At 73.6% G+C, this 20,943-nt stretch carries 22 protein-coding genes; 10 read left to right on the forward strand and 12 right to left on the reverse strand.

Annotation, left to right across the window (positions count from 1 at the left end; genetic code table 11):
• Positions 1-170: 170 nt before the first annotated feature.
• Positions 171-1,460 (forward strand): FAD-binding oxidoreductase, encoded by a 1,290-nt coding sequence (locus ACIHFD_RS10215; RefSeq protein ID WP_397366478.1) that lies wholly within the window; start codon positions 171-173, stop codon positions 1,458-1,460.
• Between the two features lie 10 nt (positions 1,461-1,470).
• On the opposite strand, the gene ACIHFD_RS10220 is transcribed toward ACIHFD_RS10215, so the two are convergent.
• Positions 1,471-2,070 (reverse strand): TetR/AcrR family transcriptional regulator, encoded by a 600-nt coding sequence (locus ACIHFD_RS10220; RefSeq protein WP_397366479.1) that lies wholly within the window; start codon positions 2,068-2,070, stop codon positions 1,471-1,473.
• A 95-nt stretch (positions 2,071-2,165) separates the two neighbouring features.
• On the opposite strand from ACIHFD_RS10220, the gene ACIHFD_RS10225 reads away from it, so the two are divergent.
• Together ACIHFD_RS10225 and lexA are read left to right on the forward strand one after the other, a co-directional pair.
• Positions 2,166-3,131, forward strand: a complete 966-nt coding sequence (locus ACIHFD_RS10225; protein WP_397366480.1) for an NADP-dependent oxidoreductase — start codon at positions 2,166-2,168, stop codon at positions 3,129-3,131.
• Between the two features lie 77 nt (positions 3,132-3,208).
• Positions 3,209-3,817 carry a transcriptional repressor LexA gene (gene lexA, locus ACIHFD_RS10230; protein WP_397366647.1) on the forward strand — a complete coding sequence of 203 codons (609 nt, stop codon included), beginning with the start codon at positions 3,209-3,211 and terminating at the stop codon, positions 3,815-3,817.
• 9 nt (positions 3,818-3,826) lie between these two features.
• Here lexA and ACIHFD_RS10235 read toward each other — a convergent pair whose 3' ends face one another.
• A complete protein-coding gene (locus tag ACIHFD_RS10235) occupies positions 3,827-4,711 on the reverse strand; it encodes an NAD(P)H-binding protein (protein ID WP_397366481.1) in 885 nt (294 codons plus the stop codon).
• Between the two features lie 106 nt (positions 4,712-4,817).
• On the opposite strand from ACIHFD_RS10235, the gene ACIHFD_RS10240 reads away from it, so the two are divergent.
• Entirely contained in the window at positions 4,818-5,744 is a 927-nt protein-coding gene (locus tag ACIHFD_RS10240) for a LysR family transcriptional regulator (RefSeq protein ID WP_397366483.1), read from the forward strand.
• Between the two features lie 18 nt (positions 5,745-5,762).
• Here ACIHFD_RS10240 and ACIHFD_RS10245 read toward each other — a convergent pair whose 3' ends face one another.
• Positions 5,763-7,484 carry an FAD/NAD(P)-binding protein gene (locus ACIHFD_RS10245; protein ID WP_397366485.1) on the reverse strand — a complete coding sequence of 574 codons (1,722 nt, stop codon included), beginning with the start codon at positions 7,482-7,484 and terminating at the stop codon, positions 5,763-5,765.
• Between the two features lie 59 nt (positions 7,485-7,543).
• Positions 7,544-8,440, reverse strand: coding sequence for a diacylglycerol/lipid kinase family protein (locus ACIHFD_RS10250; RefSeq protein ID WP_397366487.1), 897 nt, complete (start codon positions 8,438-8,440; stop codon positions 7,544-7,546).
• Between the two features lie 74 nt (positions 8,441-8,514).
• On the opposite strand from ACIHFD_RS10250, the gene ACIHFD_RS10255 reads away from it, so the two are divergent.
• Both ACIHFD_RS10255 and ACIHFD_RS10260 read left to right on the forward strand, forming a co-directional pair.
• Complete coding sequence (locus ACIHFD_RS10255) at positions 8,515-9,240, forward strand: phosphatase PAP2 family protein (RefSeq protein WP_397366489.1); 726 nt, start codon at positions 8,515-8,517, stop codon at positions 9,238-9,240.
• Positions 9,237-9,887 carry a phosphatase PAP2 family protein gene (locus ACIHFD_RS10260; protein ID WP_397366490.1) on the forward strand — a complete coding sequence of 217 codons (651 nt, stop codon included), beginning with the start codon at positions 9,237-9,239 and terminating at the stop codon, positions 9,885-9,887. Before ACIHFD_RS10255 ends, ACIHFD_RS10260 begins: the two co-directional genes overlap by 4 nt.
• On the opposite strand, the gene ACIHFD_RS10265 is transcribed toward ACIHFD_RS10260, so the two are convergent.
• From ACIHFD_RS10265 to ACIHFD_RS10275, 3 genes are all read right to left on the reverse strand, one after another.
• On the reverse strand, positions 9,864-11,420 hold the full coding sequence (locus tag ACIHFD_RS10265; RefSeq protein ID WP_397366491.1) for a phospholipase D family protein: 1,557 nt from the start codon (positions 11,418-11,420) through the stop codon (positions 9,864-9,866). The genes ACIHFD_RS10260 and ACIHFD_RS10265 overlap by 24 nt on opposite strands.
• Positions 11,417-12,208 (reverse strand): DUF1206 domain-containing protein, encoded by a 792-nt coding sequence (locus ACIHFD_RS10270; RefSeq protein WP_397366492.1) that lies wholly within the window; start codon positions 12,206-12,208, stop codon positions 11,417-11,419. The genes ACIHFD_RS10265 and ACIHFD_RS10270 overlap by 4 nt, the downstream gene beginning before the upstream one ends.
• A gap of 95 nt (positions 12,209-12,303) precedes the next feature.
• Entirely contained in the window at positions 12,304-12,840 is a 537-nt protein-coding gene (locus ACIHFD_RS10275) for a DUF3592 domain-containing protein (protein WP_350727366.1), read from the reverse strand.
• A gap of 142 nt (positions 12,841-12,982) precedes the next feature.
• Here ACIHFD_RS10275 and ACIHFD_RS10280 point away from each other — a divergent pair, with 142 nt between their 5' ends.
• Positions 12,983-13,684: a hypothetical protein gene (locus ACIHFD_RS10280; RefSeq protein WP_397366493.1), complete on the forward strand. Its 702-nt coding sequence runs from the start codon at positions 12,983-12,985 to the stop codon at positions 13,682-13,684.
• Here ACIHFD_RS10280 and ACIHFD_RS10285 read toward each other — a convergent pair.
• Complete coding sequence (locus tag ACIHFD_RS10285; protein WP_397366494.1) at positions 13,665-14,888, reverse strand: hypothetical protein; 1,224 nt, start codon at positions 14,886-14,888, stop codon at positions 13,665-13,667. The genes ACIHFD_RS10280 and ACIHFD_RS10285 overlap by 20 nt on opposite strands.
• An 83-nt stretch (positions 14,889-14,971) precedes the next feature.
• Between ACIHFD_RS10285 and ACIHFD_RS10290 the strand changes: the two genes are divergently transcribed.
• From ACIHFD_RS10290 to ACIHFD_RS10300, 3 genes are all read left to right on the forward strand, one after another.
• Entirely contained in the window at positions 14,972-15,898 is a 927-nt protein-coding gene (locus tag ACIHFD_RS10290) for a hypothetical protein (protein WP_397366495.1), read from the forward strand.
• 3 nt (positions 15,899-15,901) lie between these two features.
• Positions 15,902-16,747, forward strand: coding sequence for a hypothetical protein (locus tag ACIHFD_RS10295; protein ID WP_397366496.1), 846 nt, complete (start codon positions 15,902-15,904; stop codon positions 16,745-16,747).
• 101 nt (positions 16,748-16,848) lie between these two features.
• On the forward strand, positions 16,849-17,250 hold the full coding sequence (locus ACIHFD_RS10300; RefSeq protein WP_397366497.1) for a hypothetical protein: 402 nt from the start codon (positions 16,849-16,851) through the stop codon (positions 17,248-17,250).
• Between the two features lie 100 nt (positions 17,251-17,350).
• On the opposite strand, the gene ACIHFD_RS10305 is transcribed toward ACIHFD_RS10300, so the two are convergent.
• The 4 genes from ACIHFD_RS10305 to ACIHFD_RS10320 all read right to left on the reverse strand — a co-directional run bounded on the left by ACIHFD_RS10305 (position 17,351) and on the right by ACIHFD_RS10320 (position 20,938).
• Positions 17,351-18,526 carry an MFS transporter gene (locus ACIHFD_RS10305; RefSeq protein WP_397366498.1) on the reverse strand — a complete coding sequence of 392 codons (1,176 nt, stop codon included), beginning with the start codon at positions 18,524-18,526 and terminating at the stop codon, positions 17,351-17,353.
• Positions 18,523-19,062: an SRPBCC domain-containing protein gene (locus ACIHFD_RS10310; protein WP_397366499.1), complete on the reverse strand. Its 540-nt coding sequence runs from the start codon at positions 19,060-19,062 to the stop codon at positions 18,523-18,525. The genes ACIHFD_RS10305 and ACIHFD_RS10310 overlap by 4 nt, the downstream gene beginning before the upstream one ends.
• A 254-nt stretch (positions 19,063-19,316) precedes the next feature.
• Positions 19,317-20,225 (reverse strand): lysophospholipid acyltransferase family protein, encoded by a 909-nt coding sequence (locus ACIHFD_RS10315; RefSeq protein ID WP_397366500.1) that lies wholly within the window; start codon positions 20,223-20,225, stop codon positions 19,317-19,319.
• Positions 20,222-20,938: a GNAT family N-acyltransferase gene (locus ACIHFD_RS10320; RefSeq protein WP_355200370.1), complete on the reverse strand. Its 717-nt coding sequence runs from the start codon at positions 20,936-20,938 to the stop codon at positions 20,222-20,224. The genes ACIHFD_RS10315 and ACIHFD_RS10320 overlap by 4 nt, the downstream gene beginning before the upstream one ends.
• Between the last annotated feature and the right edge of the window lie 5 nt (positions 20,939-20,943).

The raw sequence follows: 20,943 nt of genomic DNA on the forward strand, positions 1-20,943 counted from the left end.
GCAGGCCCCTACGTCCCGCGGCGTACCGGAGACGGAGACGGCGGGCGGATTCTGTCACCGCCGCTTGCGAGGATCCTCGGGACTTAAGGGCCGCGGTAAGTCGACGGGAATGAAGCCGTAAGCGCCCTCCAGCACAGTGATCTCAGATCACAGGAGAGAAGGGCCGAGAGATGAGCCAGCCGTACACCATCCAGGACGAGATCACGCTCCCCGGGTTCGCCGGGGCCGTCCACCTGCCGGGCGAGGCCGGGTACGAGGAGCTGCGCCGCTCGCTCAACCCGCGCGTGGACGCCCACCCGGCCCTGGTGGCCGAGGCGTACGGCGTGGCCGACCTGCGCGGCGCGCTGCTGGCGGCGCGGCAGCACGGGGTGCCGTTCGCGGTGCAGGCGACCGGGCACGGCACGCACGAGGCGTGCGACGGCGGCGTCCTGGTCAGGACCTCCCCCATGGCCTCGGTCCTGGTGGACCCGGACCGGCGGATCGCCCGGGTGGGGCCGGGGGCGCTCTGGGGCGAGGTGGTCGCGGCCGTCGCGCCGTTCGGGCTGGCGCCGCTGTCGGGGTCGTCGCCGTCGGTCGGCGTCACCGGCTACACGCTCGGCGGCGGGCTCGGGTGGCTGGCGCGCAAGCACGGGTTCGCGGCCGACAGCGTGGTGCGCGCCGAGGTGCTGCTGGCCGACGGCCGGCACGTCGTGGCGAGCGCGGACAGCCACCCCGAGCTGTTCTGGACGCTGCGCGGCGGCGGTGGCGGGTTCGGCGTCGTCACCTCGCTGGAGTTCCGCCTCCACCCGGTCGAGCGGGTGTTCTCGGGGTTCGCGTACTTCCCGATCGAGGCGGCGGCCGAGACGCTGACCGCGTACCGGAGCTGGATCGAGGACGCCCCCGACGAGATCAGCACGGCGGTGGTGCTCAGGCGGATGCCCGAGGACGCGCCGGAGGCGGTGCGCGGCAGGCACGTCGTCATGGTCAAGGTGGTGCACGCCGGCGAGGCCGAGGAGGCCAGGCGGCTGCTCGCGCCGCTGTGGCGGGCGGCCGGCCCGGCACTGCTGGACGAGACGCGCTCCAGCACGTACGCGGCCACCTCCATGGGCGGCACGCCCAACCGGCACATGGACATGTTCGAGTCGGTGCCCGACGAGGTGATCGGCACGCTGGTGCGGGCCGCGGAGCACGCGCAGACAGTGGAGATCCGCCACTGGGGCGGCGCGATGGCCCGCCCGGGTCAGGACGCCGGCCCGGTCAGCCACCGCGGCACGAAGCTGTCGGTCATCGTGGACACCGTCGTGCCGGGGCTGGCGGAGGAGCTGCGCCCGTACGCCAACGGCGGCACGTTCCTCAACTTCCTGGCCGACCCGGCAAGGACGGCGGCGGCGTACACGACCGGCGACTTCCGGCGGCTGCGCGAGGTCAAGCGGGCCTACGACCCGGACGGCTTCTTCCGCGTCGGTCACGTCACCCGTTGATCGAGCGGGTTCATGACCGCGCGGTGAGGCCGGACATGACGAGCGCGAAGAGGTGGTCGCGGCGCGAGGCGAGGGACGGCGCCTGGTCGGTGATCCAGCTGAGCGCGTTGGCCAGCGCGAACACGTCCGTCCCGTCGACGTCGGCCCGGATGCGCCCGGCCCCCTGGGCGCGTTCCAGGAGGTGGCCGGCCGCCGAGCGCATCGCCGCGCACGAGGCGTGCAGCGGGGACTCCTCGTCGTTGATCGTGGCCATCATGGACGCGGCCAGCCCCCGGTAGGCCGCCGCGCCCCCGATGAGGTCCTCCAGGAACGCCACCAGCGCCTCGTACGGCGCCTCGCTCTCGCCCAGGGCCTGCGCCCGCGCGGCGAGCCGGTCGAAGCTCTGCCGCAGCAGCGCCTCCAGCAGCGCCTCCCGGGTGGGGAAGTGCCGGTAGAGCGTCCCGAGCCCGACCTGCGCGCGCCGGGCGATGTCGCGCAGGGACGCCTCGGTCCCCTGCTCCTCGACGACGACCCGCGCCACGGCGAGGATGCGCTCCCGGTTGCGCCGCGCGTCGGCGCGCAGCTCGGGGGAGGTTTTCGGCGCGGCGGTATCCGGTGATTCGCCCGGCATGCACGGTCCTTCCATTGACAAGTGGAGCAGTGCTCCAGTTATGATCCGGAGCACTGCTCCACATCATAGTGGGGCCGATTCCGTTGGGAGAAGCCATGCCCGCGACCATGCATGCCGTGCGCCTCCACGCCCCGGGTGGCCCGGAGGTGCTCGTGTACGAGGAGATCGCCCGGCCCGAGCCGGGGCCCGGCGAGGTCCTGGTCCGCGTCCACGCCGCCGGGATGAACCCGCCGGACTGGTACGCCCGGAAGGGCTTCACCCTCATCCCCGAGGACCGGCGGCCGGAGCTGCCCCTGCCGTACACGCCGGGGACCGACGTGTCGGGCGTCGTGGCCGCGCTCGGGCCCGGCGTCACCGAGTGGCAGGTGGGGGACGAGGTGTTCGGGCTGCTCCGCTTCCCGAGCCTGGGCGCCCGGGCGTACGCCGAGTACACCACCTCGCCCGCCGGGGACCTCGCCAGGAAGCCCGAGTCGGTCGATCACCTGCGGGCGGCGGGCGTGCCGATGGCGGGGCTCACGGCGTACCAGTTCCTGTTCGACTACATCAAGCTCGAGCCGGGCAGCCGGGTGCTCGTGAACGGCGCGGCCGGCGGCGTGGGGCACTTCGCCGCGCAGCTCGCCGTCGACGCCGGCTGCCACGTGATCGGCGTCGCCTCCGGGCGCCATGAGGCGTTCCTGAAGGATCTGGGGGTGGCCGAGTTCGTCGACTACACGCGGGCCGCCGTCGGGGAGGTGGTCCGGGACGTGGACTACGTGCTCGACACCGTCGGCGGGCCCCAGGCGTACCGGCTGCTGCCCGCGATCAGGGACGGCGGCGTCTACAGCCCCGTCTTCCTCGGGGAGTACGGCGAGGAGGAGATGGCCCGGCGGGGCATCGAGAAGCGCGGGGGCCAGGTGCGCTCGGACGGGGCGCAGATGGGGGAGCTGGCCCGGCTGATGGACGAGGGCCGCCTCCGGGTCGGCGTCGACTCCGTCTTCCCGCTCCGGGACGCGGCCAAGGCGCACGAACGGGCCGAACAGGGTCACATCCAGGGCAAGATCGTGTTGCAGGTGACCGCCTAGCCGGGCCTGCCTCTAGCATTTCGCAGGTGACCACCTTCGACGATCCTGACGCGTTCGAGTATCTGGACTTCTCGGCCCTGCCGCCGCGCCAGCAGCGGATCCTGGCCATGATCCGCGACTGGGTGGTCAGGTACGGCTATCCCCCGGGCACGCGCGAGATCGGCCACGCGGTCGGGCTGCGGTCGTCCTCCTCGGTGTCGAAGCACCTGAAGAGCCTGGAGGAGAAGGGGTTCCTGCGCCGGGGCGCGACCATGACCCGGCCGATCGACGTACGCCTGTTCCTGCGGGGCTCGGCGCCGGAGCCCGCCGGCGACGTGGTGAGCGTGCCCGTGGTCGGCGACATCGCCGCGGGCACTCCCATCCTGGCCGACGAGCACGTGGACGACACGCTGACCCTGCCCCGCGACCTCACCGGGCGCGGCACCGTGTTCGCCCTGCGCGTGCGGGGCGATTCGATGATCGACGCCGCGATCTGCGACGGCGACATGGTCGTGGTGCGGCAGCAGCCCGAGGCCCACTCGGGCCAGATCGTCGCCGCGATGATCGACGGCGAGGCCACGGTCAAGGTGTTCCGCCGGCGCGGCGGGCACGTCTTCCTCGAACCGCGCAACCCCGCCTACGACGTCATCGACGGCGACGGCGCCGCGGTGCTGGGCATCGTGGTCTCGGTCCTGCGCAGCGTGTGAGCGCCCCCGTCAGGCGAGGACGACCGGCTTGAGCACCTCCTCGCACCACTGACGGAAGGTGGTGGGGGTGCTCGTCCGAGGGGTGCGGACGGCGCCGTTGTCGAGTCCGGCGTCCTTGGCCAGCGCCATGTCCAGCATCCCCTGGGCCATGACTTCGGACATCCCCGACCCCACCAGCCCGGCCTTGAACGCTTCGCCCGACAACTGCTCGAAGCGGATCGGGCGGCTCAGCACCTCGGACATGATCCGCGCCATGTCCTCGAAGGAGAGGTCCTCGGGGCCGAGCACCGGGACCTCCTCGACACCGCTCCAGGTGTCGTCGAGCAGCAGGCCGGCGGCGACCGCGGCGATGTCGCGGGTGGCGCAGCTCGGAGCCTTGTGGTCGCCGGAGATCGGCGAGGTGAACATGGACCGGTTCCTGATCAGCTCGGCCTGGCGCAGCAGGTTGTCCATGAACGAGGGCATCGCCAGCGCCCGGTAGCTCACGCCCGTGCTCGCGATCAGGTCGTCCATGGCGAGGGACGCCGTCACGTACCCGGCGTTCCCGGCCACCGCCGTCCCGCGGCCCAGGGCCGAGACTCCGACCACCCGCTCGACCCCCTGGGTCGCGATGGCCTCGCACGCGGGCCGGCTGAAGCCGGGGTAGGCGGCATCGACGCTCGCGGAGCGAGGGTCGGACGGCACCAGCCAGAAGACGGTGCGGGCGCCGGCGAACGCCTTGGTGACCACGTCGAGCTCGCGGTGCGAGCCCTCGACGACCTCGGCGTACGCGCGCACCGCGGCGGGCAGCCGGTCGGGCTCGCGCGCGATCACCCGGGTGGGTGCGCCGGCGGCCATGAGGCGGTCGAGGACCTGGCGGCCGATCTTACCGGTGGGCGTAGTGACGACGATCATGAAAACCCCTGGAGGGAAGTATGGACGGGAAGAACGAGAGCCCAGTCAACCCGGCGCCGCGGCAGACCTGAAGGACCGATTCGATCACCATTGATACTGTCGAGGTATGAATGACCTGGAGGTCCGGCAACTCCGCTACTTCGTGGCCGTCGCCGAGGAGCTGCATTTCGGGCGCGCGGCCGAGCGGCTCGGCATGGCGCAGCCGCCGCTGTCCCGCGCGATCCGGGCCCTGGAGCGGCAGCTGGGCGTGCCGCTGCTGGAGCGCACCACGCGCCACGTCGCGCTCACCCCCGCCGGCGAGACCCTGCTGCGCGACGCCCGGATCGCGCTCGACGCGGTGGCCGCGGCCGCCCGGCGGGCCCGGCACGCCGGCCGGTCCGACCCCGGGCTGCGCCTGGCGCTGAAGGCCGACTACGACGGCGGGCTGCTGCCGCGGATCCTCGCCGCGTACCGGAGCGAGCCGGCCGCCCTCCCGGTGGAGCTCGTGCTGGGCGGGAAGGGGGAGCAACTGTCGGCGCTGCACGACGGCCGCGCGGACGTCGCCCTGGTGCCCGCTCCCCTTGACGAACCCCTTGACGCACGTGGCCTGGACGTCGAACCGCTGCTGACCGAGCCCCGGCTGGTCGCGCTGGCCGCCTCCGATCCGCTGGCCTCCCGCTCGCACCTGCGCCTGGCCGACCTGACCGGCAGGGTCCTCCCCGACGGGACACCCGCCGACGGCCAGGAAGCCTGCCCCGCGACGGCAGGGACCCGGCCGAGACGCCTGGACCTGGCAGAGATCTTCAACCTGGTCGAGGTGGGCAGCATCGTCTGGTTCCCCCCGGCCTCGGTCGCGCCGCGCCACCCCCGGCCCGGCATCGCGTACCGGATCGTCAGCGACCTGGCGCCGCTCACCCTCACCCTGGCCTGGCCGCACCACAGCCGCTCACCGGCCGTCGCCGCCTTCGTCCGCACGGCCACCGACATGGCCAGCGACATGGCCGCTGCCATGCATCCCGGGGACGCACCGGCGCCCCAGCCCGCCCCGAGCTGAACAACGCCCGCCGCTCCGCTACGCCGCCGGGCGGAGGCGGGCGGCGGTCGTGACGCTCAGGAGGGTGCGGGCCAGGGCGTCCGTCTGGCGGAACAGCGGGGCGTCGACGCCCGGGCGGGCGAATCCGGCCGTGCCGGGGCCGCCCGCCGTCCACATGCCGAGGGCGAAGCGGCGGGGATGGACGGCGCCGGTGCGGGCGACGAGGCGGCGGTCCGGGAGGCGGACGTCCAGGAGGCCGGACTCCTCGCGGCACTCGCCCCGGGCGAAGAGCGCGCCGAGGAGCGGGTCGCTGCTGCGGGCGACGGTCGGCTCCGGCAACCGGGCCTCCACCAGCGCCCGCGCCTCCACCGCGCCGGGCACGCTCGTGCTGACCGCCCGCCAGGCCCCCGCCCGCTCGTCCCGCCCGACCCGGATGCCCTCGCCCAGGAACGTGACCACCCCGGCCCGCGCCAGCGCCCGCAGCTCGGCCAGCCGGGACGCGGGCGGGCCGCTGGCGAGGTAGTTGTACAGGCCCTGGAACCAGGGATCCGCCGGCACCACCCCGCGCAGCGCGTTCAGGCCGTGGATCAGGGCCAGGTCCGCGCTGTGCGCCGGGTCGGCCCGGCGCTCCAGGTCGGCCGTCAGGTAGCCGCCCATCCAGCGCCCCAGCCCGGCCAGGTCGCCGAAGCGCATCCCGTGCAGCGGCCGTTCCAGCCGGTCCAGCCGCAGCCGGTCGGCGAAGCGCGGCACCGACCTGGTGACGAGCGCGCGCATCTCCTTCCCGCCCCACTCGACCTGCGCGAAGGCGGGCTCGAACGCGTCCCAGCCGATCCGGGTCCGCGACGGGTGCCCGTTGAACAGCTCGAAGTAGTACGCGTACGCCAGCTCCTTGGCCACCGCCCGCCGCAGCTCCCCGGCAGGCGTGCCCGGGGTGACGAACCCGGGCAGGCCGGGCGGCGGCGCGGCGAGCCGGTAGCCGGTCTTGGCGTGGTACGGCACTCCCCTGCGCGACCCCACGTACAGCCGCGGCTCGGACCCGCCGGGCACATAGTGCAGCTCGCCGCCGTATTCGGTGAAACGGCCGCCGCGTCCCGCCGTGAGCAGCGCCAGCAGGTCGGCGAACGCCAGCCCGGCACCCCGTACGAGCACCGGCTCCCCGGCCGGGATCACGCCCGGGTCGAGGTCGGCGGCGTACCCGGCGGGGAGGTAGGACAGGCCGTGCCGGGCGGCGAAGGCGAGCTCCTCCGCCTCCGGCGGCGAGGGCAGCGCGCCCTGGTGGCCCTGCGCGAGCACCACCGCGTCCACCTCCAGCGCTCCCCCGCCGGACAGCTCCACCCGCTGGCCCCCGCGCACGTCGGCCAGGCCGACGGCGGTGGCCCGGTGCAGCCGCACCCGTACGTTGGGCGGCGCGGTCCGCACCACCTGACCGAAGGCGAAGGAGAGATAGCGGCCGAGGACCGGGCGCGGCGCGAAGTACCCGGGCTCGCTCCCGAGCCATTCGGCCAGCGACGGCCCGGGACGGAGCGGGCCCTCGCAGCGCACCGACCCGTCGGTGAAGACCGTGATGTCGGCCGCCGCCGAGTTGGCCCACAGCAGGTCCGGCTGGCCCGCGCGCCAGACCCGGCCCGCGCCGTGCGGGTACGGGTCCACCACGTGCACGTCCAGCACGTGGTCTCCGAGCAGCTCGGGAGCGTTGGCGCAGATCCGCTCCACGACGGACGTCCCCGTGGGACCGGCCCCGATCACCGCTACAGCGCTCACCCCGACCCGCCCTCCCGTGACAATACCCACCTTAACAGTAGGGATTACGGGAAAGATCGTCAACCCGGCTGCCGCTCGTCCAGAGGCAGGCAGACCGTGAGCGCACCCGCGGCGGCCTCGGCCTTGAGCCGGCGGGTGGGCTCGCGTTCCCCGCCGTCGAGCTCGTACATCAGCGGCACCCCGAACCGGGCCGACACCTTCCTGGCCCGCGTGATCCGGACGAGCGGCGAGTCGTCGGAGCGCCCCGCGGCCATCCTGCCGATCACCCGCGCCCATTCGAGCGGCCCCTGAGCGGTCGAGACGCCGACCTCCAGCCAGCCGTCGTCCGGCCGCGCGTCGTCGAACGCCTGGACGCCGCCGGCGATCGTGCTCACGTTGCCCAGCAGCAGGCAGCTCGCCCGGCCCTCGAACCAGGTCGTCCCGTCGATCTTGATCTTCATCGGCACGAGCGGCTCGCCGACGTGCCGGACGGCCGCCTTGACATAGCTCAGCTTGCCGAGCCGCTTCTTGGCCCGCCCGCCGGCGTCGGCGACCATCTCGGCCTCGAACCCGGCCCCCGCCATCACCGCGAAGTGCTCGCCGTTGAGCACCCCCAGGTCCAGCTTCTCCCGCCGGCCGTGGAAGCCGATCCGCACCGCCTCGTCGAGGTCGGCGGGGATGCCGAGGTTGGCGGCGAACAGGTTCGCCGTCCCCGCGGGGAGCACGGCCATCGGCACGCCGGAGCCGGCCATCGCGTCGGCACAGCGCTGCACCATGCCGTCGCCGCCCCAGACGAACACCAGCTCGGCGCCCTGATCGAGGGCTTGCCGGACCTTCTTGGGGGCCTTCTTGCTCTTGGGCACCTCGTACCAGAGGAGCTCGGCGACGCCCTCCTCGGTGATGAGCACGCGTAGTCTGTCCAGACCCGCGCCGAGGGTCTTCTTGCGGTGCGCGACAACGGCCACGATGGGGGACATGCGTTCCGGACTACCCCGGGCGCCGGATTTCAGGCGGAGGAATCAATCCCGCGTGCCGGGGTAGCCGTGCGCGAATGAGTATCCACGGCGACCGCGGACTGGGATTGCGACTGACGCTCGCCAGCTTGGCGGTGGCGCTCATCATGGTCCCGTTCACCCTGCTGCTCGTCGTGGCCAAGATGCCCGTCGACGGACTGGACGCGGGAGCCGCGCGATATCTGCACGCGTATGCGCTCACCCATCCCGAGGTGACGAGGTTCCTCATCGTGTGGACGGATCTCTTCGGGCCGTGGCCGTGGCGCGTCGCGGTCATCGCGTACGCCGTCTGGCTGCTGTACGAGGGCGCGCCGAGGCTGGCCGTCTGGGCGGTCACCACCATCACCGTGGGCGGGCTGCTCGGCCTGGCGCTCAAGATCGTCGTGGCCCGGGCCAGGCCGCACCTTCCGGACCCCGTCGCACTGGCGCCGGGCGACTCCTTCCCCTCGGGCCACGCGGTGAACGTGACGCTCGGCGCGGGAGTGATCGTCCTGCTCGTCCTGCCCTTGCTGCCCCGGTGGGGGCGGGTGGTGGCGTGGGCCGTCGCCTGCTTCCTGGTGTTGTCCGTCGGCTACACGAGGATCGCGCTCGGCGTGCACTGGGTGAGCGATGTGGTCGCCGGGATCGTGCTGGGCGTGGCCGTGATCGCCGCGACGGCGGCGGCGTTCGAGACGTGGCGGCGCGAGCAGGGACGCAGGCCCGCCTCGCCGCCGGTCGAGGGAGTGGAACCCGAGTTCGTGAAAGCGGGCGATGAGAAGAAGTGAAGCGCTACGCGTTATCGATCGTGCTGCCGATGATCCTGATGGCCGCGGTGACGTACGGCGTGGGCAGGGCGATCCTCGCCTGGCCCACCGGTGAGGCGTCAGTGAGCCGGAGCCTGGCCGCCGGCCGCACCTCGCTGTGGAACACGCTCACCGACGTCGGCAGCAGCCTGTCGGACACCCCGTACATCGTGGCGCTCACCGTGATCGCCGCGATCGTCTTCAGACTGGTCTACCGGCGCCGGCGCGAATCGATCTTCATCGTCGCGGCCGTCTGGAGCCAGTCCCTCATCTTCCTGGCCACCACCGAGGCCGTCGGCCGGCACCGGCCGCCCGTGCGGCACATCGACCCGGCCCCGCCCACCTCCAGCTTCCCGTCGGGGCACGTCAGCGCCGCCGTCGCGTTCTACTGCGGGATGGCGCTCGTCCTGACCACGCATGTCCGCAACAGGGTGCTCCAGGTGCTGATCTGGACGCTCGGAATCGCCGCTCCGCTCGCCGTCGGCCTGTCGCGCCTGTACCGCGGCATGCACTTCCTCACCGACGTGGTCTGCGGCGCGCTGCTCGGCGTGGGCTGCGTCGTCATGGCCGCCCGGGCGATCCTGTACGCACGGAGGCGGCGGCGCTCAGAACTCGTTCGACCTGCGTAAACGCGAGGGCCGCCCGTCGGGGTCCACGACGATCCGGTACAGCGGCATGGCCAGCGCCCGGCGGACGCGGTCGAGCCCGGGCCGCGGATGCGGGCGCAGCCGGCCCGGCGGGCGGGGCCCCCGGCAGCCGTCCCGGTGCCAGGCCTCGAGCCGCGCGGCGGACTCGGCGAACGCCTCGTAGGCGCTTTCCGGGTCGAGCAGATCGTCCAGGTCGCCGGGGTCGCGGTCCAGGTGCTCGGCGGCGAGCGTGAGCCGCAGCTCCCTGGCGAACCTGCGGGCTCCCGAGGGCGGACGCGGGTCGGGCTGCGCGTCGAGGACGGCGCAGCTCAGCTCGGAGTCGAACGTCCACGAGCGCAGGTTCACGTTGTCGGAGCCGACGCTCGCCCACACGTCGTCGACCACGCAGACCTTGGCGTGCACGTACACCGGCGTGCCCCGGTGGTTCTCCAGGTCGTAGATCGCGACCCGGCCGTCGCCCGCGCGCGTCAGCCTGGCCAGCGCTTCCGACCTGCCGATCAGGCTGGCCGGGCCGGCCAGCCAGCCGTCCTGGTCGGGATGGCGGGGCACCACGATGATCATGCGCAGGCCCGGCTCGCGCTCCAGCGCCTCGGCGAACGGCTCGATCACCTCCGTGGACCACAGGTACTGGTCCTCCAGGTAGACCAGCGACCTCGCCCGCGTCAGAACCTTGCGGTACGCCCTGGCCACGCTGCGCTCCCCCTCCGGCGCGAACGGATAGGCGTGGCGCAGGTGGGGATAGGTCCTCAGGAGCTGCACGGCATGCGTCCCGGCCGCCGGCGGCGCGGGGCCGGGCTCCGGCAGCGGCGGCACGTCGGCCATCCGGGTCATACGGTCACGCAGCCGCCTGAACGGCTGGCGGGTCTCCGGCGCCGGGTCCTCCCAGCGCTCGCAGAAGACCTTCTCCACCTCGGCCACCGCCGGGCCGCTGATCGCCACCTGGACGTCGTGCCACGGCGGGCGATCGCCGTACGCGCCCGGCATCGGCGCCGCCTGCGGGTCGCCCAGGTGCTCGGCGTCGTCGCGGCGGCTGTGGCACAGGTCGATGCCGCCGACGAACGCCACGTCCCGGCCCGGTCCCCGGTCATGGCGCAGGACGACGAACTTCTGGTGGTGCGAGCCCCCACGCCGCACCCGGGTGTCGAGCAGCGCCTGCCCGCCGGCCGCCTCGATGTCCTCGCCGAGGTGCCGGTTCTCGGCCGAGCTGAAGCGCAGGAAGTCCAGGTGCGAGCGCCAGATCAGTCCTCGGACCAGGGCTCCCCTCTCGGCCGCCCGCGCCATCGCGGCCGCCACCTCGGGGCCGTCCGGCGTGAGCCGCTCGTCGGGGTCGCCGCGCCAGTCGGAGAACAGCAGCAGGTCGTCCTCTCCGAGGCCGGCCAGCCGCGCGGCGAGCTCGGCGAAGTAGGTGGCGCCGTGGACGAGCGGGCGCACCAGGTTGCCCTCCGTCCAGGGTGCGAGCCTGGTCGCGTCGTTCCCGCGTTCGGGGCCGGTGAGGAACCAGTCGTCCAGCCTCATGTACGCCGCCAGCGGGCCTCTCCGAAGCAGTATCCGGCGAACAGCAGCAGCCCGAGGGCCACCACCGCCAGCAGCCAGGGCCCGGCCGGCGTGTCGGCGAACGCCCTGAGCGTGGCGTCGATGCCCCCGGCCTTGTCCGGGTCGAAGGTGACGGCCGCCTGGACCAGGAAGACGCCGGCCAGCCCGGCGATCAGCCCGCGCGCGAGGTAGCCGGCGAGCCCGAGCCGGTCCATCACCGAGCCGGCCCGCCTCGGCATCGGCCTGAGCTCCTTGCGGAACTCCTTCTTGACGCCGTACCGCAGCCAATAGACGCCGAGCGCGACGACGCCGAGCCCGATCGCGCCCACCAGGACCTGCCCCGCGGGCAGGTCGAGCAGCTTTCCCGTGAGGTCCTGGGTCCGCTGGTCGTCGGAGGCGGTCTCGTGCGTCAGCAGCATGGTCAGCAGCGCGGTGCACACGAACGCGTAGACCACGACCCGGCCGGCCGCCTCCGCCCGGTCCTTGAGTTCATGGGCGCCGAAGATCGCCTCCGACGCCTGCCACAGGGTCAGGGCGGCGAACCCCACGACCATGACCCACAAGATCACGGCCCCGAACGGCAGCGACGCGACCGTGCTGATCGCCCCGCTCTTGTCGGCCTCCCGCCCGCCGTCCCCGAACGCGATCTGCACGGCCAGCACCCCGATCAGCCCGTACAGCACACCGCGGCAGACCAGCCCGACCCGCGCCAGCCTGTCCATGGCAGGGCTGTCCGCCGCCTGTCTCGCCTTGGCTCCGGCTTCGGTCATGACTTCTCCCAAGAGCTCGTCAAAACCGGCGAACTGCCCTGAATTGCGCGTCCTAGACCTTCACCCGCCGGGACCGGCGGATTTGAGCGTCGGGATCACTCGCCGAGGTCGAGATCGGGCGGGCAGTCGATGGGCTCGTAGGAGCCATCGGGCCGCTGCATCTCGCACTGGGTCTGCCGGTCGCCCTGCTGGTCGCTCTCCCCCGGGCCGGAGGATGCGGCAAAGCCGGAGAAGCCCGCGAAGAAGGCCAGGCCGATGACGACGGCGACGCATCCGACGATGATCCCGCCGTAGCCTCCGCCGGGGTTGGCCGCGGGCACGGCCCTGGTCGGGTTCTGCGGGTCGTAGAGCACCTCGGTCTCGTTGCCGACGCCGAGGCCGGAGGTGGTCGCCGCTTCGGTGGTGATCTCCTGCCCCTCCAGGGTCGTGAAGGTCAGGACCGGCCGCTGCCTCGCCCTCAGGTGCTCCCCTTGCCCCGTGAACGTGGTCCGGACGTCGCTGACCACGCCCGGCACCCGCTGCGCCCGCCGGACGAACTGCCTGCTGTCGACGGTCCCCTTGATCGAGCCCAGAACGATCACTATGCCCACCGCCACGAACAGCAGCGGGAAGTACTGGAACAGATTTTCCACCGCGGATCTCCTTGGGTCGGCCTGCACTTTAGAACGTCCGGGCGAGCCACAGGTTCCCTGCGGGAGATCTCGGTGGCGGCGGCGCGGAGTACCGTTGATCGACGGGCCGAGTGGCCCGGCGGCGGGACTGACGGGGGCGGCTTTGACCGAAGGCGAGCTCGAACAGCGCTTACGCGGGCATCCGGCGGTGACCGAGTGTGTCGTGGTCGAGGGCGAGCAGCTGATCGCCTACATCGTGGCCGACGAGAAGGACCGGGATCGGGTCACCGAGTTCCTGACGGAGTTGGTGCCGCGGCGGCGGCTGCCCGAGGTGGTCGCGGTGGTACCCGCGTTGCCGCGCACGCCTGAGGGCGAGATCGACGTCGCGGCGCTGCCCCTGCCGGTGGTGGAGGGGCAGCGGCCCGCGGGCGGCAAGGGCGGCGGCGCGACGGCCGGGAGCGGGTCGATGGTGGTCGGGGGCACGCTCCTGTTCGGCTTCCTGGCTTTTTCGACCACCAACGTCTTCTGGCCCTATTCCACCGACCTGTCCGGTGTGCCGCTGCCGTGGGCGGCACTGTTCTTCGGGCTCTACCTTTTCGAGTGCGCCTCGTTCGGGCTGGGCGTGATGGTCCTGCTGCGGGGCCGCTCGGCGCTGGCCCGGCGGGGCCGCTCCGCACCGCTGACCACGGCGGCCTGGCTGGCGCTCGCCTGGCTGCTGCTGGCGTGGTGGCCGCAGGACAACTTCTACCGCCTGGCCGCCAAGACCGACTGGCCGCAGCAGGCCGCCCTGGTCTACGGGTTCAACGTCACCCTGATGATCGCCGCGGCGGTGCTCGTCGCCTTCGTCACCGACCGACGGCGATGAACATGGCGCGGAGCGCCTCGTTGGCGGCCCGCACGGCCCGCTCCGCCGCGTCGAGCTCCCGGATCGTCCGGGCGGCGAGCGCGATCCCCAGGTAGGGAAAGGGGTCGAACGCGGCGGTCGGGATGGTGACCAGGAGGATCGCGCCGAGCTCCCGGCAGTGCGCGGCCAGCCGCGTGACGTGCTCGCGCAGCGCGGTCGACGGCAGCCGCGCGCCCAGCGGCAGGCAGTCCAGGGTGCGCACCAGGTGCCCGGCGCCGTGCAGGCCGTCCAGCGCCGTCTGAATGGTGAAGGCCGCGCAGGGTCCGGTGAGCCGCAGATTGATCTCGGTGGGCGCCAGCAGGCCCGCCCGGTCGGCCACGAAGTCCACGTCGTACCAGCCGCGGTAGCCGTGGCGGGCCAGTGCCGCGCCCACGTCGGCGCCGAACGCGGCCGCGGTCCGCGCCTGCTCGGCGGGCAGCGTGCCGGGTCCGACGGTGACGCCCTGGTAGCGGGTGCCGTCGATCGCCATCGCTCCCGTACCGACCGGGTGCACCTGCCCGTCGGCGGCGACGACGGCGTCGAACGTGGGGTTGGCGACGCCCGCGATGTACTCCTCCAGCAGCAGGCCGCGCACCCTGCGGGGCGGCGGGGACGTCGTCACGACCTGGGTGCCCGTGCCGCCCACTCCGTACTCGGTTTTGAGCACGTACGGCATGGCCGCCCCTCGCAGCTCCCGGCGTGCGGCGATCCGGCGCTGTGCCGCGATCCGGATCCCGCGATGGCCCGGAGCCAGCTCGCGGAAGAGCTCGTGGGAGCCGCGTTTGGACTCGAAGCGGCGGACGCACTCCAGCACCCCGGCGGGAGCGGGCCGGATCCGGTCGAACGCGGGTGTGCGGCCCCAGGACAGCACCGCCATCCCGGGCGGGACGAGCTCGGGCAGGCCCGCCAGAGCCGCCGACACCTGCCCGTCCGCCGCGATCCCGTCGCGTACCCGCACCTCGCCCCAGCCCAGCGTCCCGGCCAGGTGCCGGACCCACCAGTCCGGCACGGGCAGCGGCAGCACGACGAGGGCGGGCCGCGGACTGGCGAAGGCCGCCAGGCACGAGTAGTGGTCACGCGCGGCCGGTATCCCGCCGAAGGCGGCGTTGAACTCGGCGGCGTTGCCGACATGAACGGCGGGCAGCCCACCCGTCCAGGCCTTCACCCACGACGGCTCGGCACTCATCCGGTCAGGAAATCCCATGGATCACCCGACGTGCAAGTGACCCGCAAGCGCGCGGAAACGGCTTGTGGGGATAGTCACGGTTCGTGAGCGCGATCGTCCTCGACCCCGGCCTCCCCGAGGGGCACCGCCGGCTGATGGCCACCCGGCCGGAGCTCCTGCCGCCTGCTCCCGAGCGGCCCGCCTGGGGCGGGCGGACGCTCGGTGACGTCCTGGCCGTCCTGCCTCAGTCGGCGCTGTGGGGTTTCCTCCCCCTCGTCGTCGGCCTGGCCCAACGTGGCCGGATCGTGCTCCTCACCGGGCTGCTGCTGCAGGGGGCCATGCTCGGCGTCTGGATCCGGTACGGCTTCACGGCGTTCTTCCTCGCCGGATTGGCCGTGCAGGCATTGGCCTTCCTCGCGCTCCTGGCGCTGGCGGGCGAGTCGCCGGTGGCGGGGTACGGCCGCCGCCACCGCGGCAGGTACGTGACCGCCGCGATGCTGGAACCGCCGGACGCCGCGCTGCTGGAGCGGACGGTGGCCGCCACCGCGACGGTCCTGCGGTCCAGGCTCGATCGGGACGGCCTGCTCGACGGCATCGCCAACCGGGTGATCCTGCCCCGCCAGGAGTGGGAGATCGCCGAGACGCTGACCGAGCTGACCCGGCTGCGGCGCGAGCAGGCGGGCGCGCGGTCGGGACGTGTCACCGAGCGCATCGCCGCCATGCTCGAATCCCAGGAGGAGGCGCTCGACGTGGCGACCCGCGCGCTGGCCCGGCGGATCTCCTCCCTGGAGGAGTACGCGCGGCGTACCGAGGAGCCCGAGGAGGTCTACGCGGAGTGGCGGACCCTGCGGGACCTGGCGGATGACGGCGACGCCTACCGCGAGCTGCTCTCCAGGACCGTACGCGACGACCTGGCGGCCGGCGAGGTCGGCGAGCTGGCCGAGCGCGCCGACCTCCTCGAGGCGTCCCTGCGCGAGAGCGTCGAGCAGGCCCGGCTCGCCGGCCTCACCCTGATCCCCCGGGAGGGCTGACCCATGCCGCGCACCTCCGACCGCATGAAGCGGCTCCTGGCGCCGTTCCCGAGGTGGGTCCCGCTCCTCGGCTCCGCGGTCCTCCTCGCCGAGCTCGTCATCGGCCTCCCCATGGCGGTCGGCGGCGGATCCGCCCGGGAGCCCCGTTCGATGCCGAGCCCTCCCCCGAGCGTGACGGCCGTTCCGCCGAGTCCCGCATCCGCCGAGCCGGCGCCCACCCCCACCCTCGCGACGGCCACCCCGACGCCGAGCGGGCTCGCGGTCACGAGGATTCCCGAGGGGAGCGTCGTCAAGCTCCCCCGCCGGCCGGGCCAGGGTTCACCCGTCATCGACAGGGTGACCGACCCCAAGACCGGCCTGTCGTTCGCCGAGCTGGGCTCCCCGTGGCGGCCGAGCCGCCCGATCGGCGACGGCCCCATCCAGGACGGCCGCTACAACCTCCGCCAGACGCTGCTGACCGAGACCTACGGCACGGACGGCGATCGCGAGTGGTGGGCCGACATCGACTCCCAACATCTGTGGTCCGACCTCGACGCCGGTGACAGCCTCTACGACGCCGCCCGGGCGATGCTGGACTACAAGCAGGGCAGCGCCTTCCCCTCCGGGACGACCGGCCGTGACATCGCCTCGCAGCCGGTACGGCGTGGCTGGCTGCTCGCCCGGATGATCCGGATGCCGCCGAGCCCGGACGGCCGCAAGGCCAGGCAGGAGCTGTCGGTCGTCATCGCGGTCGACACGGGACGCCCTCGGCCCGCGATCCTGTGGATCACCATTCCCGACACGCACCGGCGCCTGTGGCCGGACGTCGACACGCTGGTGAAGTCCCTCAAGATCGTTCCCCGGCGCTGAGCCGCCGGCCCGGCCGAAAGTCCGTTGAATGCCCTGCTGCTGCCCTGGTCGGCCCTGTTCCCCGTGCCGAGAATCAGTGCGGGAAACCTGAGGAGGCGGACATGGCACACACCGGATCGCGATCGAAGAAGCCGACCATCGTCCTGAGCACGGCGGCAATGCTGAGCACCGCCATCGCGCTGCTCGCGGGCGGGACGGCGCGCGCCGACCAGGCGTCATCGGACGTGGCGCTCGCGGTCACCTGCGGAGACGGCTCGCTGTCGGCCGACTGGTACTTCGACTCCTCGCACTACAACCCCAACGCGTGCGCCAAGTGCCAGGAGGCGGGCGCCAGACTCGAGGCGACAGGTATCTGGCGCGCCTACTGCAAACGGCGGTACAACCCGGCAGGCACGCTCACCCGGGTGGACCTCTATCGCTACTGCGTGGGTTGCCGGAGCACCGAGGCGGCCCTCACCACGGAGCCGTCGCTCCAGCGGGTCAGCCGTCCGGTCCCCGCCTGACGAGGACGAGCACCAGGACCAGCACGGCCACGCCGGCCAGGCCCACGACGTCGCAGGCGTCGGTGAACGCCGGCGGATGTCCTCACGATGAGCTGCGTCATCACGGTTCCACACGGGTCGAGGGGGCTCTGCGGGCCCGGGGGACGAAGACGCCGGCGAGCGCCATCAGGGCCGCGGTGACCAGCAGCGCAGGCGGGTAGCCGGTCAGGGGTGCCAGGAGGCCGACCGCGAACGCGCCGGTGGCCATGCCGCTGTCGTAGGCGGCGTTCCACAGGGCGCTGACGGTGCTGAACATCTCCGGACGGACGCGCCCGTACATGACGGTCATGGTGGCGTTCTGCAGGACGCCGAACCCGGCGCCGAAGACGGCGGCGCCGGCGACGACGCTCAGGCTCCAGTGCGTCAGCGACACGGCGGCCATCCCGGCCGAGGACAGGACGAGCCCGGAGAGCAGCAGCCCCTCGTGCCCGCGGCGGTCGCCGACCCGGCCGGCGACCCACTTGGCCAGCGTCGCGGTGGCCGACTGGGCCAGCAGCGCGGCCGGCGCGACCCAGACGGGTCCGCCGCGCACCGCGAGCGGCACGAAGGTGCACAGGATCCCGGTCCCGGCGGCCGACGCGGCGAACACTGCCGCCGGCCACATCAGGTACGGCGAGCGCAGCCCGGCCATCACCCCCGCGGCCCGCCCCACGACGGCCGGACGGCCCGGCAGGAACGGGACGGTGAGGACGGACAGGACGGGGACGGCGGCGGTGGCGACGAAGACGGCGTCGTAGCCCGCGACCTGCGCGAGCCACGTGCCTGCGGGCAGCGCCAGGAGCGCGCTGACCCCGCTGACCAGGCCCACCAGCGCCAGCCCCTCGCCGCGCCGCTCGGCCGGCACGAGCTCGGCGGTGAGCGCGCCGCCCGCCACGACCGTGACCGCGAAGCCGACGCCGCGCAGCGCGCTGACGGCGATGATGGCCGCGGCGTCCGAGGACGTCAGCAGCACGAGAGTGGGCCCGCCCAGGGCGACGAGGCCCAGGCCGAGCGCCCACCGGTAGCCGAGCCTGGCCACCAGGGCCGGTGCGGCCAGTTCGACGGCCACGGTGATCACCAGCAGCGCGGCGTTCGCGGCGCCGGCGACGGTGGCGCCCGCCGACCGCTCGGCGTACTCGGGGACGACGGCGAACGGCAGGAAGAACCCGATCGACGAGGCCACCACGGTGGCCATCCGCACCAGCAGCGCCCCGGTGACGATCGGCGTCCGCGCCGCCGCGCGGGCGGTGGTGATCATGACCGCGACTCCCCGCCGGGGAGGGGCCCGGCGGCGTCCCGCCGGGCGGCCGGTGGCGCGGGCCTGGCGGAGTCCCGCCCGGTGGCTGGTGGCGCCGGCCCGCCCAGCTCCGCCTCCAGCGACTTCAGCGCGTCGCGCATGTGCTGCTCGAGCTGGGAGGTGTCGTCCTCGGTGAGGAAGGCGGCCTGCTCGGTGTGGACGAGCCTGGTGCCCGGCCCGTGCCGGGCGAACTCGATCGTGGCCAGCGAGACCAGGACGCGTACCTGGTCGAGCAGCACGTCGTAGCTGTAGAGGATGCGTTTGCTCGGCACGATGTCGAGGTAGCGGGCCCGGACCGTGTGCGCGGGACCGCCGACCTGGGTGCCGTGGTACCGCTCCACTCCGTCGACGCGGAAGTCCAGGTCGAGGCGCGGGTTCCAGCCGGGGGGACCGCCGGCCCAGCGGGCCTTGACGGCCGGGTCGGCCCAGGCGGAGAAGACCTCGACCGGCGGGACGGCGTACACGTGCTCGGCCACGAAGATGGCGTGCCTGATCATGGGAGCCTCTCGTCGTCGGTTCGCTGCCTGCGACTCTGGCCTGCCGCGACCGACGGGGACATCCGTGGGGACCCCCTGATCGCCACGGAGGAGGTACGGATCCGCCGCGGAAAGGGCACGGAGCCACCGGTCCCCCGACGAGGAGGGCTACTCGTCGATGATCCCCAGCTCGGTCAGCGCCGCCGCCGGCGCCGGCGTGCCCCTGCCTGCCCTCTGAGCCTCGTCTCCCGATCTCGGCCCGTACGAGGTCCCGCTCAGCGCTGATGCCTGGTGGCAGCGGCGTGGACAAGATCGTCAACGCCGGTGCGGACGCGGTCCTCGGCCATCCTGGCCAGCGTCGCGCGGGGCTCGGACCGCCTGCCTTCCAGCCGCACGGGCGGTACGGGGGCGGACAGCGTCACCTCCACGACCAGGTCACGGGTCCCGGCCACCCGGACCATGGAGGCGAGCAGCGAATCGTCACCGACGTAGCAGGCGCGGGTCGAGGTCGCCGTCCCTTCGCGGTAGCGCAGCGTGGCCGGGCGGACCGCGGCGCCCGTGTCGACGGCCGCCTGGAACACCGCGGGCCGGAACCGGCCCATCCCCCGCCCGCACCACGTGGTGCCCTCAGGGAAGGCGACGACGGTGTCGCCTTCCCTGAGCGCGTCCGCGACGGCCGCGACAGCAGCGGGCAGCGCGGAGAGCCGTTCCCGGTCGATGAACAGCGCCCCCGAGCCCCTCGCCAGCGTGCGGATGACCGGCCACTCGCCGATCTCGCGCTTGGCCAGCGGCCTGGACGGCAGCGTGGCCGCGACGACCAGCGGGTCGAGCCAGGACACGTGGTTGGCCACGACCAGGGCTCCCCCGTCCGAGACGGCCGGGGCGCCGGTGACCTCGAGCCGGATCCCGAGCGCGCGCAGGAGCAGCCGCGCCCAGGCCATGGTCAGCTTCGCCCGCCACGCCGTCCGTACCCGCCCCACGAGGGACACCGGCACCCCGGCGAGCACCACGAGGAGCGCGGCGCACAGGCGGGCGACCAGGAGGAAGGGCCTGGTCGCGCGGGCGGCGGGCGCGAGGCAGGCCTGCGCGGTGCACGGGGCGAACGGGTGCCAGGGGCCGGGGGCGGCCGCCGGAGCCGGCGCCGAAGCGGGGGCCGGGGCCAGGATGTCGACGGCCGTGTTCACAGCGGCTCTCCCAGGAAGTGGCGCAGGTAGCGGGTGTTCACGTTGGCCATCGAGAGCAGGACGAAGAAGTCGGCGGTGCCGAAGTCCCGGTCGTGCGCGGGGGCCCCGCACACCCACGACCCCAGCCGCAGGTAGCCGCGCAGGAGCGCGGGCGGCACGAACCGGTCGGAGCGCACCGCGCCCCGGGGACGCCACGGCACGCGCGGCGTGACCCGGTACTCCTCCGGCCCGAGCGGCACCCGCTCCACCACGGCGGCGGCCACCTCGCCCCCGTCGTCGAGCGGCACCGAGCAGCAGCCCGCCAGCCACTGGTGACCGCCGGAGACCATGTAGCGCGCGATGCCCGCCCACATCAGCGCGACGACCGCGCCGCCCCGGTGGTCGGGGTGCACGCACGTGCGGCCCGCCTCGACCAGCCCCTTCCTGATGGGCGCGAGGTTGGCCAGGTCGAACTCGCCGTCGGAGTAGAGCCGCTCCGTGCGCCCCGGGGGAAGCAGCCGGTAGGTGCCGACGACCTCGCGGCCGTCGCGCACGAGGAGGTGGTCGCAGTACGCGTCGAACCTGTCCACGTCGAGGCCGGAGACCGGGCTGTCGAGCCGCGCCCCCATCTCCTCGGCGAAGACCTCGTGCCGCAGCCGCTGCGCGGCCTGGACGTCGGCGGGGCCGGTGGCCATGCCGATCGTGTAGCGACCGGTGTCAAGAGAGATCGTCATGGGCG

This window comes from Nonomuraea sp. NPDC051941, from assembly GCF_044593615.1.

Excerpts from the sequence above, each read along its gene's own strand:
- ACIHFD_RS10240 (WP_397366483.1), top strand. The coding sequence starts at position 4,818 with ATGAATGACCTGGAGGTCCGGCAACTCCGCTACTTCGTGGCCGTCGCC.
- ACIHFD_RS10235 (WP_397366481.1), bottom strand. The coding sequence starts at position 4,711 with ATGATCGTCGTCACTACGCCCACCGGTAAGATCGGCCGCCAGGTCCTC.
- ACIHFD_RS10320 (WP_355200370.1), bottom strand. The coding sequence starts at position 20,938 with ATGACGATCTCTCTTGACACCGGTCGCTACACGATCGGCATGGCCACC.
- ACIHFD_RS10300 (WP_397366497.1), top strand. The coding sequence starts at position 16,849 with ATGGCACACACCGGATCGCGATCGAAGAAGCCGACCATCGTCCTGAGC.
- ACIHFD_RS10265 (WP_397366491.1), bottom strand. The coding sequence starts at position 11,420 with ATGAGGCTGGACGACTGGTTCCTCACCGGCCCCGAACGCGGGAACGAC.
- ACIHFD_RS10270 (WP_397366492.1), bottom strand. The coding sequence starts at position 12,208 with ATGACCGAAGCCGGAGCCAAGGCGAGACAGGCGGCGGACAGCCCTGCC.
- ACIHFD_RS10220 (WP_397366479.1), bottom strand. The coding sequence starts at position 2,070 with ATGCCGGGCGAATCACCGGATACCGCCGCGCCGAAAACCTCCCCCGAG.
- ACIHFD_RS10305 (WP_397366498.1), bottom strand. The coding sequence starts at position 18,526 with ATGATCACCACCGCCCGCGCGGCGGCGCGGACGCCGATCGTCACCGGG.
- ACIHFD_RS10225 (WP_397366480.1), top strand. The coding sequence starts at position 2,166 with ATGCCCGCGACCATGCATGCCGTGCGCCTCCACGCCCCGGGTGGCCCG.
- ACIHFD_RS10215 (WP_397366478.1), top strand. The coding sequence starts at position 171 with ATGAGCCAGCCGTACACCATCCAGGACGAGATCACGCTCCCCGGGTTC.
- ACIHFD_RS10295 (WP_397366496.1), top strand. The coding sequence starts at position 15,902 with ATGCCGCGCACCTCCGACCGCATGAAGCGGCTCCTGGCGCCGTTCCCG.
- ACIHFD_RS10310 (WP_397366499.1), bottom strand. The coding sequence starts at position 19,062 with ATGATCAGGCACGCCATCTTCGTGGCCGAGCACGTGTACGCCGTCCCG.
- ACIHFD_RS10285 (WP_397366494.1), bottom strand. The coding sequence starts at position 14,888 with ATGAGTGCCGAGCCGTCGTGGGTGAAGGCCTGGACGGGTGGGCTGCCC.
- ACIHFD_RS10250 (WP_397366487.1), bottom strand. The coding sequence starts at position 8,440 with ATGTCCCCCATCGTGGCCGTTGTCGCGCACCGCAAGAAGACCCTCGGC.
- ACIHFD_RS10255 (WP_397366489.1), top strand. The coding sequence starts at position 8,515 with ATGAGTATCCACGGCGACCGCGGACTGGGATTGCGACTGACGCTCGCC.